Here is an 18911-nt window from a genome sequence, read left to right on the forward strand (position 1 = left end):
GCTCCTGGTTAGCGCGCTTTGGCGGCTTTGGCCGCGCTGCCTGCCGGAGCCGGGGCCGGCGATGGGGCCGCCGCCGCCACCACGTTGACCAGGTCGCCGTCATTGAGGAAGCCGGCGCCGCTGACCACCACTTGCGAGGCGGCGTCGATGCCCGACACGACTTCCACCTGCTCGCCGATGCGGCGGCCGGCGGTCACTTTGACGCGCGACACTTTCTTGTCGGGGTTGACGCGGAACACATAGCTGAAGCCGTCGCGCACCACCACGGCTTGCTGAGGCAGGGTCAGCGCTTCACTGTTGCCCAGTTCAAAGCGGCCGCTGGCAAACATGCCGGCCTTGAACGCGGCGGCGTCTTTTGCCTTGGCCGCCGGCAAGTCCACGTAGACCAGCGCAAAGCGGCTTTGCGGATCGACCGTCGGCGCCACCATGCGCACCTTGCCGGTCAGTTCCGCACCGTTGGCGGCCTTGACGATGGCTGTGCCGCCGGCGCGGATCTTCGGCAAATCGGTTGCGGTGACTTCGGCGCGCCATTCCAGGCGCCCTTGGCGGATCATGCGGAACAGTTCCGTGCCGGGGCCTGCGACGGCGCCGACAGTCGCCATGCGGGCGGAAATCACGCCGCTGTCCGGCGCCGTCACTTGCGTGTACTTGAGGCGCAACTGCTGGCTCGATACGACCGCCCTGGCCGACGCCACGCGCGCCTTGGCCATTTGCTCGGCCGTCAGGTATTGGCTGATCTGCTGCGCCGACAGCGCGCCCGAGGTGTCCAGCGCGCGGGCGCGCTGCGCGTTGGCGGCCGCTTCGGCGGCATTGGCTTCGGCTTCCATCAGCGCGGCTTTGGCCTGCGCCAGGTCGGCGTTTACGGCTTCGCTGGCGAACGTGGCCAGCACTTCGCCCTTGTCGACCACGTCGCCCACATTGGCTTTCACGTCGAGCAGGCGCAGGCCGTTCGACTCGCTGCCGATCGATGCTTCTTGCCAGGCGGTGATATTGCCGTTGGCGCCGATGGCGATCGGCAGACGGTTGGTCGACGGTTTGGCGACCGTGACGGTCAGTGCTGCCTTGGGCGCCGACTGGGCGGCCTTGTCGTCGGCCTGGGCGGAAGGCGCCAGCGCGGCGTGCAGGGCGAAGGCGGCGGCCATCAGCACCAGCAGTGGGCGGAGGCGGGTTTGCAGAGGTTTCATCATTTGTCGGTTCCGTTATCGGTTGTTCGCGGTGGCGGCGGTGTTCGCGGCATTGGCGGTATTGGCGGTGCTGGCCGCGGCGTCGGGATGCCAGCCGCCGCCGGCCGCGCGGTACAGCGCGACCCAGGCTGCGCTGCGTTCCTGCTGCAGCGCGATCACCGTGTTTTCAGCGGCCAGGCGCATGCGGCGCGCATCTTCCAGTTCCAGCAGGCTGGCCATGCCATTCTTGTGGCGGTCTTCGGTGGCGGTGAAGGCGGCGCGGTAGCCGGCCAGCGCGGTCTGGGCGTCGGCGGCACGCTCGCTGGTGGCGTTCAACGTCACCAGCGCCTGTTCCACTTCGCGCACGGCGTTGCGGATGGTGGCGCGGTAAGCCACCACGGTGGCGTCATAGCGCGCCTGCGCCGCGTCGACATTGGCGCGGCGGCGGCCCGCGTCGAACACCGGCAGTTGCAGCGCCAACGGGCCCACGGTCCAGGTGTCGAGCTGGGTATTTTCGCCGCCGGTGCGGAAATTCGCCGCGCCGATGGAGCCGGACAGGGACAGGCGCGGATAGCGCTGCGCCTGCGCGCCGCCGACGTCGTAGCTGGCGGCGGCGACGTCGCGCTCGGCCGTGTAGACGTCCGGGCGCTGGTTCAATACCTGGGCCGGCAGCGCGGCAATGGCAATCGCGGGGGCCGCGCCGGCCATTGCCGGGGCCACTGGCGCTGGCGTGGCACCGGCCGCGCCGGCAGCCGTACCCGCAACGGCGGCGTTGCGCACGGCGGCCGGCAGTCCGGCCTGCGCGGCGGCATACGCGGTGGTGGCGCCATCGGCCAGCCGGGTGCGCAATTCCGCTTCAGGAATCGCGGTCAGCGCCGACAAGCCTTTGACGGCGATCTGGCAGGTGGCGCGCTGTTGCGTGGCGCGGCTGCGGCCGTCGGCCGCGCTGGCCCGCGCCATGGCGGCGTCGGCGGGCGAGACAAAGCCGGCCTTGGAACTGAGTTCCGTCAGGCGCGCGGTATGGGCGCGGGATCCGGCGTCCTGCAGCGCGACGGTCTGCAATTGTTCGCAGGCGCGCAAGCTGTAATACTGGTTGGCGGTTTCCGCCGCCACCGACACGCGCGCTTCGTGCCAGCCGGCGCGGGCGCCTTCCAGGCGCGCCTGCGCGGCATTACGGGCCGCACGTCCGGCGCCGAACACGTCGATTTCCCAGGATGCCTGCAACGCGCCCTGTACCGTGCTGCCGAGCGGGACCGACGACTGCTGGCTCATGCGCTGGACGCTGGCGGCAAAATCGACATTGGGCGCCAGGGCGGAACCGGCCGCCACGCGCTCGGCGCGCGATTGCGCGATGCGCGCCGACGCTTGCGCCAGGGTCGGACTGGCCGCCTGCGCCGCATCGACCAGTTGCGCCAGCAGCGGGTCGCCCTGGTTGCGCCACCAGGTGTTCAAGTCCGTCACGTCGCCATTGTGGGGCAGGGCGGCCTGCCATTGCGCGGGAATGGGCGCATCAACCTTGGCCGACGGCGCTGTCAGGGAACAGCCTGCCAGCGCAAGGGCGGCGGCCAGGGCCAGCGTGGTACGCCGGGCCGGGGCCGCCGTGGGGGGAGTTGGATTCATTCGGATTCCTTTTGGGGGGTACGTGCTATTTTTTCAGCCGCGATCATCGCTTCGGCATTGCCGGTGAACCGTTCGATCCACAGGCCGATGGCATTCGGTCCGCTCAGCAGTTGCGGCGTGAGCGTGCTCACCACGTCGCTGCCCACCATCAGCAGCAGCGCTTGCGAGGCGACGCAAAAAGTCAGCCGGTGGATTTCATCATCGGGTTCGGCCAGGCCGAGATGGCGGCTGACGATGCGCGCCATCGCTTCGTGTTCGGGCCGGATATTGTTTTCGATTTCATTGGTCCACAGTCCGGTCGGTTCCAGCATTTCACGGAACCACAGGCGGCTGCACAGCTGCGAGATGTCGCCTTCCCGCAGCGGCGCCAGCATCTGGGTGAAAAAGATTTCCAGTGACTGGCGCAGCGTGAGGTCGGGCTGGTCATACAAAGCGATGTTCTGGTAGGGGTCCAGCGACATGGCGGCAAAGGCGGCCCGGTACAGGCCGGCCTTGTCGCCAAAGTAATAACTGATCGCAGCCACATTGGCGCCCGCTGCCAGGGCAATTTCGCGGGTGGAAGCTTTGGCGTAACCCTGCTCGGCAAACAGGCGCATCGCGGCCAGCAACAGCCGCTCGCGGGATTGTTCGCCGTCGGAGCGCGATTTCTTGACTTTGTTTCGGTCGTTCATATTGATATTTAACCATAAGATTCAAACGATTGATATAAGTTAATCGATCGTTTGATTAGTTATTCTTCTGTACGTAACATTTGCTTACGGTCGAAACATGGTGGATGCGGTTAGGGCAGGGGTTGGGACTACACTGAGTGCCGGATTGCCAATGTTATGCCGACACCAGGGAGGGCAAAGATGCGAGCATGGCGCAGGTTGTTACTCTTATTGTGGTTTGTGGCGGGGGCCGCGCTGGCCGAGGCGCCGGAACCGCTGGAAAGCACCTCGGACGAGCGGGCCTCCGCGCTGCACGTGCTGAACCGGCTCGGCTATGGTCCGGGACCCGGCGATATCGACCTGGTGCTGCGCATCGGGATCCAGCGCTGGATTGCCAGCCAGCTGCAGCCGGAATCGCTGCCGTTGCCGGACCCGCTGGCGGCCAGGCTGGCGGCGCTGTCGACGGTGCAGATGCCGGCCGGCGCCGTGCTGGACCAGCTCCAGGCGGCGCAGCAGGCGGTACGCGACGAGGCCGATGACGCCAAAGAGCGGCGGCGCATGGTCCTGGCCCGCATCACGCGGGAAACCGCCGAGGCGCGCCTGTTGCGCGCCGTCGCCAGTCCGCGCCAGCTGGAAGAAGTCATGGTGGACTTCTGGTTCAACCATTTCAATGTCTTCGCCGGCAAGGGCCAGGACCGGGCGCTGGTGGCCAGCTATGAGCGCGATGCGATCCGGCCCCATGCGCTGGGCAATTTCCGCGCGCTGCTGGGCGCCACGGCACAACATCCGGCCATGCTGTATTACCTCGATAACTGGCTGTCGAAGGCTGGCGGCCTGAATGAAAACTATGCGCGCGAGTTGATGGAATTGCATACGCTGGGCGTCGATGGCGGCTACACGCAGCGCGATGTCACGGAACTGGCGCGCATGCTGACCGGGTGGACCTATGTGCCGCGCCGCCTGGTGGCGGACAATGAAACGTTTTATTTCGACAGCCGCCGGCATGACACCCGCATCAAGCAATGGCTGGGCCGGACGGTGACGGCGGCCGGCCAGGCGGAAGGGGACATGGCGCTCGACGTGCTGGCCGCCCATCCCGCCACGGCGCGCCATATCGCCGACAAGCTGGCCCGGTACTTCGTGCAAGACCAGCCGCCGCCGGCGCTGGTGGCGCGGCTGGCGCAACGTTTCAGCGACAGTGGCGGCGATATCCGCGCCGTGCTGCAAACGCTGTTTGCCAGCAGTGAATTCATGGCGCCGGCGGCGCGCGGCGCTAAGTTCAAGACGCCGTATCAGTACGTGGTGTCGGCCCTGCGGGCGGCAGGCGCGCCGCCGGACAGTACGAAGGCGGCGCTGGCCGCGCTGAACCGGCTGGGCATGCCGCTGTACGGGTGCCAGACGCCGGACGGCTACAAACAAACCCAGCAGGCGTGGCTGAATCCGGACGCGCTGGCGCTGCGCATCGGCTATGCGGTACAGCTGGGCAATGAGTTGGACGCGGCAACCTTGCGGGCTGCGCTGGGCCCCGCGATCACGCCGGCGACGTGGCAGACCGTCGATGCCGGGGCGCCGCGCGTGCAGGCGGCTTTATTGCTGGGCAGTCCTGACTTTATGGAGCGCTGATCATGGAACGACGCGATTTTCTGGCGATGCTGGCGGCGGGCGCCGGAGCCATGACGCCGCTGGGCCAGTCCGCCTGGGCCGCGGCGGCGCCCGCTTCACAGGATACGCGGCGCAAGCTGGTGGTCGTGATGCTGCGGGGCGCCGCCGACGGCTTGAATATTGTCGCGCCGGTGGCGGACCCGGACTATGCGCAGCTGCGTCCGACCATTGCGCTGGCGGCGCCGGGCAAGGAGGAGGGGGCGCTGGACCTGGATGGCTACTTTGGCTTGCATCCGGCGCTGATGCCATTGATGCCGTTGTGGCGCGAGCGCAAGCTGGCCTTCGTCCATGCCTGCGGTTCGCCCGATCCGACCCGTTCGCACTTCGATGCGCAAGACTACATGGAGTCCGCCACGCCCGGCGTGAAAAATACCCCGGATGGCTGGATGAACCGGCTGGCGGCAGCTTTGCCCGGGATGGCCACGCCGACCCGTACGCTCAGTATCGGGCCGGTCCTGCCGCGTATCCTGGCCGGCGCGGCGCCGGCGGTGAACCTGGCCAGCCTGGCATCAGCCGGCAAGGCGGGCGTGCTGGAGCGGCCGGCGCTGGCGGGCGGCTTTGACCGGATGTACCAGGAACATCCGCGCTTCGGCAAGGCGTACCGGGATGGGCGCGAGGCCAGGCGTGAAATCCTGGCGGCGGCAATCGATGCGCAGGGGCCGTCCGAAATACGGGGTGCGCAACCGGGCGTGCCGCAGGAGTCCGGCATGCAACCCAATAGCCAGCCCGGCATGCAGCGCAGCCTGCAGCAGGAAATGCTGGCGGCCAATAACGGCGCGCCGTTACCGGCCGGGTTTCCCGACGATGCGGCCCGGCTGGCCTCGCTGATGCGCAGCGATCCGCATATTCAGCTGGCTTTCTTTGCACTGGGTGGCTGGGACACGCACGCCGGGCAGGGCGCGGGGACTGGTCAGCTGGCCAACCGGCTGGCGCCGCTGGCGCAAGGCCTGGCGCTGTTGGCCAAACGGCTGGGGCCGATGTTGGACGATACCGTGGTGGTGGTGCTGTCGGAATTCGGCCGCACCGTGCGTGAAAATGGCAACCGCGGCACCGACCACGGCCATGGTAACGCCATGTGGCTCATGGGTGGTGGCGTTGCGGGCGGCAAGGTGCTGGGGGACTGGCGCGGCTTGTCGGGCGGGGCGCTGCATGACGGGCGCGATCTGCCGGTGACGACCGACTTTCGCACCGTGCTGGCGCAGGTGGCGGAGCAGCATTTGCGGCTCGATCCGGCTCGCCTGGCGCATGTATTTCCAGACTTGCCCGCAGGTGGGCGGCTGGCGCTGTGGCGTTGACAGCGCCAGCCGCCGGGGTGCGGCAAAGGATCAGTTGCGGCGGCGGCGCGTGGCCAGCATGGCCATCAGCGCGGCGCCGGCCAGCGCCAGGGTGCCGGGTTCCGGTACGGTGCCGTCCGGGATCTCCGATACAACGAATTCCAACCCGAAACCATTGACGTTGGCGCCGCCCAGGCCACCCACGGAAAACGCCAGGTTGGTGTCGGCAAACCTGCCATTCCAGGCGCCCAGGAACAGCGCACGGTAATCGTCGGCCAGGTCGGTGCTGGTGAAGACTTCCGTCCCGTTGATGTAATAGTGAATGAACGCGTCTTCGAGGAAGACATTACCCGGCAAATCGAAACCATCGCCATCGATGCCGATGCCGGAGTGGCCGGCTTCACCGGGAACCGGGAGCAGGTCGCCAGTGGCGTCCACATTGACGAAGATGCGGTGGACGCCCGCGCCCAGGTCGGTTTCCGTCTCGTTGACAAACAGGGTTTCGCCGGCCCGGGTGAAGAATTCCGTCGAGCCATCATAGGTATTGGCCAGGTGTTGCGTATTGCCGCTGTCTTCGCCCTGGATATACACGGAATAGCCCGAACCGAACGCCACCACCGGTGCGGCCTGCGCCGCGCCGCCGATCCAGCCGGCCAGCGCCAGTGCGGCTGCTGCCCATAGGGTCTTCTTCATATTTTTCTCCATTTTTTTCACCAGCGCTGCCGAGGGGTGTTGCAAATTTAAAAAGCAAATTCTATACCAACAATTCTTAAATGATAAAGATCAAGCAGCTAGCTTTTTGGAAATATTTACATTTTTAAAATATGTAAAACTATCCGACAGGCAAAAAAAATGCCCGCATCAAGGTGCGGGCAAATCCAATGTTCCGAGAACGTTTGGAGGAGACTGATTCAATATAGGTACGCCCATGACGCATTGCAATACCGTAGAACTACGATAAGTGAATTGCTCACCGGCCTGATCAGGCTGGCGCGGGGTTATTGCACCGGCAATGCCGCCGCCAGCGCGGCGGCCAGCCGTTCCGGTTCGAGCGGATGGGCGAGCAATACCGGCGCCGGCGTGCGCGCCGCCAGCCCGGGCTCGACCGTGTCGCTGTCGGCGGTGCGGATGGCCACCATGGGCAATCCTGGCCAGTGGCGCAGCGCGGCGTCCAGCAGGGCGCCGGCGTGGACTGTGGGGCCGTCCAGGTCGCACAGCAGCACATCGAATGACTGGCCCGCGCACGCATCGGCCTGGGCGGGGGTGCTGGCCGTGGTGACCTGATAGCCGAGGTGGTTGACTATGCTGGCGGCCAGGCCGCAATTGTCCGGGGCGGCGTCGAGCAGCAGCAGGCGCGCGCCGGGCGGGGGGGCGGCACCCGTGCCGGCGCCGCTGCTGTCATGGCTGTCCGGGGCCATGCCGCGCTGGTGCGGCGCCAGCCACGCTTCGAGCGACGGGATCAGGGCGTCCGGTTCCAGCGATTTGGGCAAGTGGCCGTCGAACCCCGCCGCGCGCAGCGCGGCGCCGCCATCGGTGACCGGCAGCGCGCTGGCGGCCAGCACTGGAATCGCACGGGTGGCCGCATCCGCCTTCAGGGCGCGCACCACGCCATAGCCATCGAGGCGCGGCAAATGCAGGTCGCACACGATCAGGTCCGGCAGCGCGTCGCGCGCCAGTTCCACGCCCTCCACGCCGTCATAGGCGCACAGCGGCTGGTGGCCGAACGCGGACAGCAGGTAGGCCAGCAAATCCATGTTCGGTTGGTTGTCTTCAATGATGAGTACACGCGCCATGCGGGCTCCCGCTACTGCTTGTTTTTCAGCGCCAGGGTGAAGGTGCTGCCATGGCCGAAATCACTGCTGAAGAACAGCGAGCCGCCAATCAGGTTGGCCAGGTTCTGGCACAGGTACAGGCCCAGTCCCGCGCCTTCCGCGTGGCGGGTCGATGTTGCGTCGAGCTGGGAAAACGCCTGGAACAGCTTGGCCTGGTCTTCTTCGCGGATACCGGCGCCGCTGTCGGCCACGGCGAATTCCGTCACCACGCCATTGCCATCGGCGCGCTGCGACAAGCTGATCCGCACCTTGCCTTTTTCCGTGAATTTGATGGCATTGTTGGCCAGGTTGATCAGGATTTGCGTCAGTGCGCGGCGGTCCGTGTGCAGGACGACCGGTTGCGGCGCCACCTCCACTTCCAGCGCCAGGCCCTTTTGCTGGGCCAGCGGGCGCAGGGTGTCGGCCACTTCGGCCAGCAAGTCCTGGCAGCGCACGTCTTCCATCGACAGTGTGACTTTGCCGGCTTCGATCTTGGCCACATCGAGGATGTCATTGATCAGCGACAGCAAGTGGCGCGCGCTGTTGCGGATGGTGTTGAGTTGCTTGTCCTGCTCGGTGGTCAGCGGGCCGGGCAGCTTCATCAGCAAGGCGCCGGTGAAGCCGATGATGGCATTGAGCGGCGTGCGCAATTCATGCGACATGTTGGCGATGAACGCGGACTTCATGCGCGATGCTTCCGCCAGTTCCAGGTTTTTCAGGGCGATTTCGCGGTTGATGGTTTCCAGTTCGCCCGCATGGTGCGCCAGCCGCATATTCAGTTCGATCACTTGCCGTTCGCGCGCCTGCAACTCGCTGTTGACCTGCACCGCCTGCTCGTAGGTCGAGATCAGCAAGTCGAGGATTTGCTGGCGCTCGGCATTGATGAAGTGCTTCTGGTCGCCTAGGTACAGGGCAATGCCGACTTCCATGTTTTGGTTGCGGCGCAGCTTCTGGTTGACCAGCATGTGGCCGATACGGTTGAGCAGGTAATCTTCCGCATACGGCTTGCGGATGAAGTTATCGGCGCCGCACTCGATGCCTTTGATGATGTCTTTGGGGTCGGTCAGCGACGTGACGAGGATGACGGGAACGTCGCGCAGCGCGGGGTCGGACTTGATGGCGCGGCACAGTTCATAGCCATCCATTTCCGGCATGACGATATCCGACAGCACCAGGTGAGGCTTGCGCTCGCGGATCGCTTCCAGCGCCAGGCGCCCGTTGCCGGCCACGCGCGCCTTGTAGCGCACCGACTGGATCAGCCGGCGCAGCCGCTCCGCCTGCGTCGGGCTGTCCTCGACGATCAGGATTTCTATTTCACCAGGTTCGATTTCGTAACTCGAATCCACTGACAGCCTCCCATTAGTTTTCACGTGACTATATCGGATTTGATTAAATCGCAGGAAACTTTTGGTCGAATCGTCGAGCGGGCCGTGGCAGTGGACGCGGTTGAATTACTCCCCCTGGAAACCGCCGCTGCGATAGGTCAGCACCAGCGTGTCGCGGTGGCCATGCTGGTCCATGGGCTGGATTGGCGTGGATTCATGGATGACGGTGGCGTCGTCCAGCAGCAGCATGGTCCACGGTTCGGTCATCGTGAAGCGTTTGCCGTTCGGACCGGCCGCTTCAAAGATGCGGGTTTCGCCGCCCTTGATGCCATGCCGGCCGATCAGCAGCACCGCCACGTAATCGACGCCGTCACGGTGCGCGCCTTCCGGCGTGGGGCGCCCGATGCCATCGGTGGTGTCGATGCGGAACTGGTGCGCTTCGATGTACCACGGCTGCCTGCCGCGCACGCCGGAACAGATGCCGGCGATCGACGACAGCAGGCCGCGCCAGGCCGGGTCGGTTGCCGTTTCCGGCTGCACCGGCTCGAACAGGCGGTGCATGCCGCCGTGCAGCGCGTTGTATTCCAGCGGCTGCCAGTGGGCGCGGTGGGGGCTTTGCGTCAGCTTGGCTTCTTCCTGGATGAAGCACGAGTGGCGGCGGCGGCGGTAGCGGCCGCCATCCTTCAGGTAATTGTCGAGCTCAAGGTGATCCCAGCTGGGAATCAGCGCATTCAGGCCGGCCAGGGTGCAGCCGGCAAGGGCGGCCACGTCCTGCGGATGGATCAGCGCATAGCCTTCGCTGCGCAGCGCTTCGGTGACACTCAGTGGATGGGTGTAAATCGGGGCGTAAGTCGTCATGTTGATGGGGCCGTTCAGTGATGCCCCTATTCTACGACGGCTGCGGTCCCCTTGCCGGGCGGCGTGGCGCTATGGCGACCGCAGGTTCATGCCTGCTCTGAAAAGACGATGTCGAACGGCGCATCTTTGGCGATGCCCAGTTGCGCTTCCTTGGCTTCCAGGGCGAAATTCAATTCGAAGATGGTGCGGGCATCGCCCTCGACGCGCAGCACCAGCTGGCCGGCCTGGCCCGGCTGGCCCACGTGGCTGGCGGTGGCGGGGATGATTTCCTGGCCGCGCCGCAGCGCGTGCTGGTGTTCGCGCAGCACCTGGCGGGCGGCCTCCACATGCAGGGCGACGATGCCGGGGGCGACGCCAAAGCGCGCCAGCGCTGGCTCGTTATCGTCAGGGTAGACAGACGGTTCCATCGTGCACTCCCAAGCTGTTGAATTCCTTCATCATAGCGTGAAAATGCGGTTTTTTTTCAGGCGTTTTTCATGAGGCTGTCACGCAGGGTATTGAGTTGCTCTTTCATACCCACTACCTGGTCCAGCGTGCACTGGGTGGCGCTGATAATCGCTTCCGGCAGCTTGGCCGCTTCCTGGCGCAGCGCGTCGCCGTGCGCCGTCAATGCGATGATGACTTGCCGCTCATCGTTGGGGCAGCGCGTGCGGGTAATGAGATCCGCCTGTTCCATGCGCTTCAGCAGCGGCGTCAGCGTGGCGGAATCGAGGAACAGGCGCTCGCCGACTTCCGAAACGGTTTGTTCATTCTTTTCCCACAGCACCATCATGACCAGGTATTGGGAATAGGTGAGGTTCAGGCGGCGCAGCAGCTTGCGGTACAGCTTGTTCATGGCCAGCGACGTGGAATACAACGCAAAACACAGTTGCGCATCGAGCCGGGGGACCTGTCCCAGGGCCGGCAAACCTGGCGAAGTGGCGGGGGTGTTTTCCATGTCCGCAGTATAGGTAGTGCACTATTAAATTGCAAGCTCGCGCCAAGAAAACGCTTGCCAGTTGATGTTAATTTGTCTATCGTTGAAGCAGGTCTGTCTCGACGCAAGACAACATTGGGATTCCGTGACATGAAATGGACGCCAGAACACAGGGGCGAAGCGCCGCCGCTGATGCTTGTTGAACTCGATCCACAATCCGTTATCGATGGCGAGCGCTTCGATGACACTTACCTGGCGCAGGATGTCGTCTCGTGCGGCGTGATGCGTGAATTCTGCCCGGGCTGCCGCAAGGGCCAGTTGCAACTGGTTTTACGCCAGGATAACGTCAGGGTCGCCCACCTGTTTTGCTACCACTGCACGCGCTGCTTTGGCGCGCTGCTGGAAGATGGCTCGCCGGCCCTGTGCGAATAAGGCCGATGTGGCCGATGCCCGGACCATCCCTGGCGGTACCGTGCGCTACCTTGCGGTATGATGCTGTCTGGTAACTAATGGGATAACGGGAACCGTGATGAATGACCATCAGAAGGCGATCGTGTTGATCGCCGATGCCGTGCCGGACAACCTGCTGTGGCTCAGCAGTTTGCTGCACGACCACTATGACGTCAAACTGGCCGCCGATGGCCATGCCGTGCTGCGCATTGCGCAAGAGGTGCCGCGTCCCGACCTGTTGCTGCTCGATGCCGCCCTGCCGGAACTCGATGGCCGCGAAGTGTGCCGGCAACTCAAACGCAATCCCGATACCGCCGCGATTCCCGTATTGCTGGCGATCCCGCAGGGAGAGGCGGCCGATGAACAGTACAGCCTGGCGGCGGGGGCGACCGACGTGCTGCATACGCCACTGGTGCCGGAAACCGTGCTGGCGCGCGTGGCCACGCATTTGCAGCTGTGCCGGTCGGGCGAATTGCTGCGCCACCAGCGCCTGCACCTGGAAGAACTGGTGACGGAAACCACGCAGGAATTGACGCAAATGATTGATGCCGTGGTGTGGGCCATGGCGTCGCTGGCGGAAACCCGCGATTACGAAACCGCCAACCATTTGCGCCGCGTCCAGCATTACATCACGGCGCTGGCGCGCCAGCTGCAAATCCATCCGCGCTTTTCGCACGAATTGTCCAACCGCAACATCGGCTTCCTGTACCAGGCCGCGCCGTTGCACGACATTGGCAAGGTTGGCATTCCCGATGCGATCCTGCTGAAGCCGGGCCGCCTGACGGAAGAAGAATTCGCGCAAATGAAGTTGCACACGGTGTATGGCCGCAATGCCATCGCCGACGTGGAACAGCACCTGGGCTTTTCCAATAATTTCCTGCGCTTTGCCCGGGAAATCGCATTTTCGCACCAGGAAAAATACGATGGCTCCGGCTATCCGCAAGGATTGACCGGGGAAGCCATTCCGGTTTCGGCGCGCCTGATGGCGGTGGCGGACGTGTATGACGCGCTGATTTCCAAGCGGGTCTACAAACCAGCCTTTACCCATGAAACCGCGATCGAGCTGATCCGTCAGGGCAGCGGCGAACATTTCGACCCGGACGTGGTGGATGCCATGCTGATGGTGGAAGAGCAATTCATGGCGATCGCGGCCGAGTTCCAGGACCCGGCCTGAGCGAATTTCCCCTTCATTACTGACACCGCCCTGACACGCGCAGCCAAGTTACTGGCAGTGTTGTAGCCACGGTAGTTGACTTGTATCAACCGTACGTCACTATGCTATAGTCGTCGCATGAGACGGCGCAACGCCGTCCTGCCATCGTGGAGCGGGCATGCGGATACACGGTTACCTGGCGTTCATCCTTGGACTCTGCGTCACTGTGTGGGTCTGCCTGTTTGTCGCAGATACCCAGCAGCAAAATGTGCGCGCGAATTTCCAGCGCGACGCCGATAAAATCGCGCGTGATACCTCGGTCCGCCTGCAAACCTATTTCGACATGCTGCTCAGCATGAAGGGTTTGCATGCGGTCAACAATGTGAGCCGTGTCGGGTTTTCCCGCTACGTGCATGAATTGCGCCTGACCGAGCGCTATCCCGGCTTCCAGGCGATCCAGTTCGTGCGCATGGTGCCGGCCACTAACCTGGCGCAGTACGCGGCCGCCATCAAGGCCGATGCCAGCCTGGTGCCTGGCGGCTACCCGCAATTCAATATCCATCCGGCCGCCACGCGCGACCTGCATTACATCATTGAATACAACGAGCCGATGGCGGGCAATGAAAACGCCTTCGGCCTGGACCTGGGCGCGCTGCCGCCGCACCGGCGTGCGCTGGAGATGGGGCGCGACCTCAACCGCATCGTCGCCACCGAGCGCATCACGCTGGTACAGGACACCAGCGGCCAGCCCGGCTTTGTCGCCCGCGCGCCGGTGTACCGTCCGGGCGCGCCGCTTGGCACGGTCGAGGAGCGGCGCGCCGCCCTGGTCGGCTTCGTCGCGATCGTGTTCCGCGTCCATAACCTGATGCGCGAAGTGGTGGATACGCCGCTGCTGGCGCACATGACGATCCGCATCAATGATGCCGGTTACGAGCAGGACAAGACGCCGGCGCCGCCATCGCTGGATAACCTGATGTTTGACAGCGCCGGCAAGGTCGGCAATACGCCGCGGCCGGCCGTGTTGCCGGGCCTGACATCCGACATCGGCCTGTCCGTCGGCGAACGGCGCTGGGTCATGCATTTCGAAGGCCATGCGGGCTCCCGCTATCCGGACGGCACCATGTACGTGGCCTGGATCGGCGCGGCGGGCACCCTGATCAGCGCGCTGATCGCCATGTTGCTGGTCACGGCGCTGAACCGGCGCGCACTGGCGGAACAATTGCAGCGCGATATCAAGGTGCGCGAACAGGCGGAGGCGGCGCTGGTGGAAACCCAGCGCGGACTGGAGCGCAGCCTGGATGAAGTGGCGGCGCAAAAAGCCAGCGCGGAACTGGCGCACCGCGATCTGACCCTGGTGCTGGCCACCTTGAAGCAAGCCCAGACCAATCTGATCACGTCCGAAAAAATGGCGTCGCTGGGGGCGCTGGTGGCGGGCATTGCGCACGAACTCAATACCCCGATCGGCAACAGCCTGCTGACGGCTTCCGCGCTGGACGACATGGTGGTGGGGTTCGAGCGCAAACTGGCGGAGGGCGGCGGCATCAAGCGTTCGGCGCTCGATGCGCACCTGCATGACACGCGCCATGCGTGCTCGATCCTGGCCGGTTCGCTGAACCGCGCGGCGGAACTGATCACCTCGTTCAAGCAGGTGGCGGTGGACCAGACCAGCGGCCACCGGCGCCATTTCAACCTGGCCGGCGTGGTGCGCGATACGGTGGCGACGTATGCGGCGCAACTGCGGCGCGCCAATTGCGAAACATCGATCGAGATCCCGGAGAACCTGGAATTCGATTCGTATCCGGGCAGTATCAGCCAGGTGTTGTCGAACTTGATCAGCAATGCGCTGCTGCACGCATTCGATGGCCGCCATGGCGGCAAGCTGGGCATCCGCGCCTATGAACTGGAACCCGAGCCAGGACATGGGCGCCAGGTTGCGCTGGAATTTGCCGACGACGGCATCGGCATGGCGCCGCGCACCCTGCACCAGATTTTTGATCCATTCTTTACCACCAAGATGGGGCAGGGCGGTTCCGGCCTGGGTATGAACATCGTCTACAACATCGTCACCGGCGTGCTGCGCGGTTCGATCTCGATCCAGTCGGAACCGGAACACGGCACCATCGTGTCAATCGTGATGCCGATGGTGGCGCCGGCGCGCGCCGCGGAACCGGAGGAAGCACTTCATTTGCCTTGATGGCCGTAGCGGGCCCGCAGCAAGTCCTTCATCGCGACATTGAGTTCCCACGCGTTGCTGACCGGCTGCTGCGTGTAGGGCAGGGTCGGCGTGTAGGGCGCCGGGCCGAATTCCGGCGTGATGGTCGTCCATGCGGCGCCTGCCGTGCGGCGCAACTCCACCACGCGGTCCCACCAGTGCAAATGCGCGGCCAGCGCATCGGCATGTTCCGGCGCGCGGAAATCGGCCACTTGCGGTCCCTGCGGGTGACCGACGCGGGCATGGATGTGGCGCACATGCGGCAAGGTGGCGGCCAGCGTTTCCGGCTGGTCTTCCAGCAGTGACTCGCAGGCGCAGCACCAGTGCGACAAGTCGGCCGTCAATGCCAGCTGCGGCCGTGCGCGCAGGTAAGGCAGCAGCAGCATCGGGTGGCCGGAAAAGCGGCTGCGGTGGATTTCATGCACCACCGGCACGCCGTATTCCGTGGCAATGGCGTCGGCCAGCGCCAGCAATTCCAGGTTTTGTTCTTGCGTGTACCAATCCTTGCCGGTATGCGAATTCACCAGCACCGGCCGGGCTTCGCACGCATTGCGCAGCAAGCGCTCGAGCGCCGCCTTGTGCGCATCGAACTGCGGGTGGAACACGGTTTCCCATTGCGCCGCGATCAGCAGCAAGCCGGCGTCGGCCATGCGGGCGGCCCACTCGGCGCGCACGCCGGCCTCCATCGGCACCGACATTTCAATGCCGTCAAAGCCGGCCGCCTTGACTTTCGCTACGAACTCGCTGGCCGGCAACTCGTTGCTGCCCCATTGCGGAGCGAAGATTTTGACGTCCATGGCCATCAGATAAACCCCCGCACCGGGAACGCCGCATCGCGCTGGATCCAGTTTTGCGGCGAATAGGCGGTGCGCCCATCGGTCACGTGCAGGGTGTAGGCGTGGCGCGACACCGGCGAGCGGTTGGGCGCGCTGTAGTGCGGCAGCAAGCCGTGGAAGCACACCAGGCTGCCCGCCTTGCACTCGAGCGGCACGGCCGTGGCGTCATCCGGCCACGGCGTGCTGTCGAGTTTTTCCATGCGGATCTCGTTGCCATTGCGCAGGAAGCGTTCGCGCAGCGGCGAGCGGTGGCCGCCCGGCTCCGCCCACAGGCAACCGTTGTCGAGGGTGGCGTCTTCCAGCGCGAACCAGAACGTGGTGACGCTGATGGGCGTGGTGTCGAAGTAGGTGGCGTCCTGGTGCCAGCGCACTTCGCCGCCAATGCCGGGCTGCTTGAAGATATACATCGATTGCCACACTTGCGGCCGCTCCAGGCCGACGTCCTGCGCCACGGCGGCCAGCCGCGCATCGGTGGAAAACGCGCGGAACACCGGGTCGAGGTCGTGCATCGCGTGGCCGATCTTGTTGATCGACAGCGATTTGTCCTGCTTCAGCTGGCCTTCCGCATCGAACGCTTCTTCTTCAAAGAAGCAGCGGATGGTGTTGTCGGAGCGCAGGAAGTAATCGTCGGCCGCCTGGTTTTTCGTGGAAAACACCCCTTGCGCCACTGCTGGATCGAATTCGTTGACAATCTGCGCGGCCCGTTCCCGCAGGCGGGCAATCTCGTCCAGGGTTTTGAAGTTGGGGACGACGACATAGCCGTCGCGCTGGAATTGCTGTTTTTGTTCCGTGGTCAGCATGGCAAGGTGCTCCTCTGATGAGTCAATGACACCATTGTAGGACGGCGCGGCCGCCACGAATACCGCCAAACGGTTGACACATTGTCGTCAAACTGTTGACAATCAATGCATGGACCAATTGAAAGCCATGGAAATCTTTACCGAAGTGGCGCGCCTGCGCAGCTTCAGTGCTGCGGCGCGCAAGCTGGGACTGACGCGCGCGATGGTCAGCAAACAAGTCTTGCTGCTCGAAGAGAAATTGCAGGCGCGCCTGCTGCACCGTTCGACCCGGGAAGTCAGCCTGACCGATGTCGGGCAGGCTTACCTGGAGCCGTGCATGGCGGCGGTCGCGCAGGCAAGGGAAGCGGCGCGGGTGGTGTCGCACGCGGGACTGGATTTGGCGGGGCCGTTGCGGATCCAGGCGCCGTCGAGTTTCGGCAGCCTGTGGCTGGCCGATGCGGTGGCGCGCTTTGCCGCGCCGCACCCGCAACTGACGCCGATGCTGTATGTCGACGATGCGCTGCTCGATCCGATCGCGCACGGCTTTGACTTGACGATCCGGGTTGGCGGCATTCCCGACAGCCACGCACTGTCGCTGCGGCCCCTGGCGCCGTGTCATGGCGTGCTGTGCGCCAGTCCGGCTTACCTGGCAAAAATGGGCCGCCCGCACGACCCGGAAGACTTGCATCGCCACCGCTGCCTGCATTTCAGCCATTTGACCGATGGCGCCACCTGGCGCTTCGAACGCGGCGGGGTGCAGCGCGCGGTGCGCATCAATGCGGCCTTCACCGCCAATAACGGCCTGGTGCTGCACCAGGCCGCGCTGCAAGGGCTGGGGATCGTCTACAGCACCACCTTCCTGGCGTGGCAGGCGCTGCTCGACGGTTCGCTGGTGCGGGTGCTGGGTGACTGGCAATTGCCGCTCAATCACCTGAGCGCGCTGTATCCGGCCAGCCGCCAGCCCAGCCCGAAGGTGCGGGCGCTGATTGATTTCCTGGTGGCCGAATACCAGCCGGTGCCGCCGTGGGACCAGGCGCTGGCGGACGTTTAAGGGCGCCACGCACCGTCGCGGTAGACGGCCTGTTCGCCCAGGTATACCGCTTCCGTCACCGCAAACACATCGACGTGATAGCGCGCATCCTTGCGCTTGAATTGCGGCTTCTGGTACTGGCCATGCTTGGCGCCCAGCGATAAATGGATGCCGCACATGCGTTCATAGGTGCCGATGTCGTTGACCATGCAATCGCGGGAAAACGCGCGGTTCATGCCGAAGCCCAGTTCGCGCAGCCAGACTTCGCCTTCATGTTCGCGGATGATGGCCAGCATGTTGTCGAAGGCCGGCGTGGAATCGATCGCGCCGGTGACGCGGCCCTGTTCCACGATCATGGTGATCGGGTGTTCCGGCTTGTTGACGAGGAACTGGGTGTCGCCAAACACGAACACGCGCACCGTACCGTTGACGGCTTCCAGGTCTTGCGCTTCGGTGAACACTTCGCCGATCGGGAACTGGCCGCCGATATTGTTCATGCCGCTGTAGTCGCCGATATTGACCTTGGCGCCTTCCAGCGGGCTGTCGAAACGCAGCAGGGCGCCATTGCCGCTGTCGACCACGGCGTACGGCGCGGCATTGATGCGCGCTTGCAGCGCGCGGCCCACGCCACGGTAATACGCCGGGTCGTACGCCAGCGCGGCGATGTAATGCAAGCCCTGTTCGCCGGGCATGCGCGACAGGTGGATATGCTCGATGACTTTCAGTCCGCGCTTGAACAGTTCGATGCGCAGCCGGTACGCTTCCAGCCGGAAGCTGGTCGATTGCACCAGGACCACCAGGTCGCGCGCCGCCAGTTGCGCGAACGCCGCCAGCACTTCGTCCGGCGCCACCGTGTCGAAATCCATGAAACAGGCTTCCGGCAGTGCACGCCGGTAAGCGCTTTCCAAGGTGCGGCTCAAGTCCGTCCGGCGGTCATAGACCACCAGCGCCCGGTGTGCGGGGCCGTGTTCCAGCGCCAGGTGGACGGTGTCGGCCACGTTGCGCGCCGCCATGTCGGCGGCATGGGGCGGAAGCTCGGGCGGGATGCCGGATTGATAAGTAATACCCTCAGTCATGTTGCTTTTTCCAAGAAGAATCCCGTCATTATAAGTGGCGGCTGTCGCATCCCCGGCGGACTCGGGCGTTTATTCTTGTACGGTGCAAATGGGCGC

General features: G+C 64.6%; 18 protein-coding genes. 6 read left to right on the top strand and 12 right to left on the bottom strand.

Annotated elements, in window-relative coordinates; translation table 11 throughout:
* Positions 1-8: 8 nt before the first annotated feature.
* The 3 genes from AC1RRC_RS19005 to AC1RRC_RS19015 are packed head-to-tail and all read right to left on the bottom strand — an operon-like array spanning position 9 to position 3454.
* A complete protein-coding gene (locus AC1RRC_RS19005) occupies positions 9-1184 on the bottom strand; it encodes an efflux RND transporter periplasmic adaptor subunit (protein ID WP_493057311.1) in 1176 nt (391 codons plus the stop codon).
* A 15-nt stretch (positions 1185-1199) separates the two neighbouring features.
* On the bottom strand, positions 1200-2783 hold the full coding sequence (locus tag AC1RRC_RS19010) for a TolC family protein (RefSeq protein ID WP_493057088.1): 1584 nt from the start codon (positions 2781-2783) through the stop codon (positions 1200-1202).
* Positions 2780-3454 carry a TetR/AcrR family transcriptional regulator gene (locus tag AC1RRC_RS19015; RefSeq protein ID WP_493057089.1) on the bottom strand — a complete coding sequence of 225 codons (675 nt, stop codon included), beginning with the start codon at positions 3452-3454 and terminating at the stop codon, positions 2780-2782. The genes AC1RRC_RS19010 and AC1RRC_RS19015 overlap by 4 nt, the downstream gene beginning before the upstream one ends.
* 198 nt (positions 3455-3652) lie before the next feature.
* On the opposite strand from AC1RRC_RS19015, the gene AC1RRC_RS19020 reads away from it, so the two are divergent.
* Both AC1RRC_RS19020 and AC1RRC_RS19025 read left to right on the top strand, forming a co-directional pair.
* Positions 3653-5056, top strand: coding sequence for a DUF1800 domain-containing protein (locus AC1RRC_RS19020; RefSeq protein ID WP_493057090.1), 1404 nt, complete (start codon positions 3653-3655; stop codon positions 5054-5056).
* A gap of 2 nt (positions 5057-5058) precedes the next feature.
* Positions 5059-6390 (top strand): DUF1501 domain-containing protein, encoded by a 1332-nt coding sequence (locus AC1RRC_RS19025; protein ID WP_493057091.1) that lies wholly within the window; start codon positions 5059-5061, stop codon positions 6388-6390.
* Between the two features lie 30 nt (positions 6391-6420).
* On the opposite strand, the gene AC1RRC_RS19030 is transcribed toward AC1RRC_RS19025, so the two are convergent.
* From AC1RRC_RS19030 to AC1RRC_RS19055, 6 genes are all read right to left on the bottom strand, one after another.
* Positions 6421-7062, bottom strand: coding sequence for a PEP-CTERM sorting domain-containing protein (locus tag AC1RRC_RS19030; RefSeq protein ID WP_493057092.1), 642 nt, complete (start codon positions 7060-7062; stop codon positions 6421-6423).
* Positions 7063-7367: 305 nt separating this feature from the next.
* Entirely contained in the window at positions 7368-8162 is a 795-nt protein-coding gene (locus AC1RRC_RS19035; RefSeq protein ID WP_493057093.1) for a response regulator, read from the bottom strand.
* 11 nt (positions 8163-8173) lie between these two features.
* On the bottom strand, positions 8174-9526 hold the full coding sequence (locus tag AC1RRC_RS19040) for a hybrid sensor histidine kinase/response regulator (RefSeq protein WP_493057094.1): 1353 nt from the start codon (positions 9524-9526) through the stop codon (positions 8174-8176).
* Between the two features lie 105 nt (positions 9527-9631).
* Entirely contained in the window at positions 9632-10363 is a 732-nt protein-coding gene (locus AC1RRC_RS19045; protein ID WP_493057095.1) for a 2OG-Fe dioxygenase family protein, read from the bottom strand.
* 86 nt (positions 10364-10449) lie between these two features.
* A complete protein-coding gene (locus AC1RRC_RS19050; RefSeq protein WP_493057096.1) occupies positions 10450-10770 on the bottom strand; it encodes a hypothetical protein in 321 nt (106 codons plus the stop codon).
* A 56-nt stretch (positions 10771-10826) separates the two neighbouring features.
* Positions 10827-11300, bottom strand: coding sequence for a MarR family winged helix-turn-helix transcriptional regulator (locus AC1RRC_RS19055; RefSeq protein WP_493057097.1), 474 nt, complete (start codon positions 11298-11300; stop codon positions 10827-10829).
* 129 nt (positions 11301-11429) lie between these two features.
* Between AC1RRC_RS19055 and AC1RRC_RS19060 the strand changes: the two genes are divergently transcribed.
* The 3 genes from AC1RRC_RS19060 to AC1RRC_RS19070 all read left to right on the top strand — a co-directional run bounded on the left by AC1RRC_RS19060 (position 11430) and on the right by AC1RRC_RS19070 (position 15076).
* Positions 11430-11711, top strand: a complete 282-nt coding sequence (locus tag AC1RRC_RS19060) for a hypothetical protein (protein WP_493057098.1) — start codon at positions 11430-11432, stop codon at positions 11709-11711.
* A 97-nt stretch (positions 11712-11808) separates the two neighbouring features.
* On the top strand, positions 11809-12903 hold the full coding sequence (locus AC1RRC_RS19065) for an HD-GYP domain-containing protein (protein WP_493057099.1): 1095 nt from the start codon (positions 11809-11811) through the stop codon (positions 12901-12903).
* A gap of 157 nt (positions 12904-13060) precedes the next feature.
* Complete coding sequence (locus AC1RRC_RS19070) at positions 13061-15076, top strand: CHASE domain-containing protein (protein ID WP_493057100.1); 2016 nt, start codon at positions 13061-13063, stop codon at positions 15074-15076.
* Here AC1RRC_RS19070 and AC1RRC_RS19075 read toward each other — a convergent pair.
* The gene (locus AC1RRC_RS19075) at positions 15064-15891 is read right to left on the bottom strand and encodes a sugar phosphate isomerase/epimerase family protein (RefSeq protein WP_493057101.1); all 828 of its coding nucleotides are present in this window, start codon (positions 15889-15891) and stop codon (positions 15064-15066) included. The genes AC1RRC_RS19070 and AC1RRC_RS19075 overlap by 13 nt on opposite strands.
* Before the next feature lie 5 nt (positions 15892-15896).
* A complete protein-coding gene (locus tag AC1RRC_RS19080) occupies positions 15897-16730 on the bottom strand; it encodes a phytanoyl-CoA dioxygenase family protein (RefSeq protein ID WP_493057102.1) in 834 nt (277 codons plus the stop codon).
* 109 nt (positions 16731-16839) lie between these two features.
* Here AC1RRC_RS19080 and AC1RRC_RS19085 point away from each other — a divergent pair, with 109 nt between their 5' ends.
* Entirely contained in the window at positions 16840-17760 is a 921-nt protein-coding gene (locus AC1RRC_RS19085; protein WP_493057103.1) for a LysR family transcriptional regulator, read from the top strand.
* On the opposite strand, the gene AC1RRC_RS19090 is transcribed toward AC1RRC_RS19085, so the two are convergent.
* Positions 17757-18815: a M29 family metallopeptidase gene (locus AC1RRC_RS19090; protein ID WP_493057104.1), complete on the bottom strand. Its 1059-nt coding sequence runs from the start codon at positions 18813-18815 to the stop codon at positions 17757-17759. The genes AC1RRC_RS19085 and AC1RRC_RS19090 overlap by 4 nt on opposite strands.
* Between the last annotated feature and the right edge of the window lie 96 nt (positions 18816-18911).

The organism is Pseudoduganella sp. GW821-FHT12E03, from assembly GCF_058807115.1.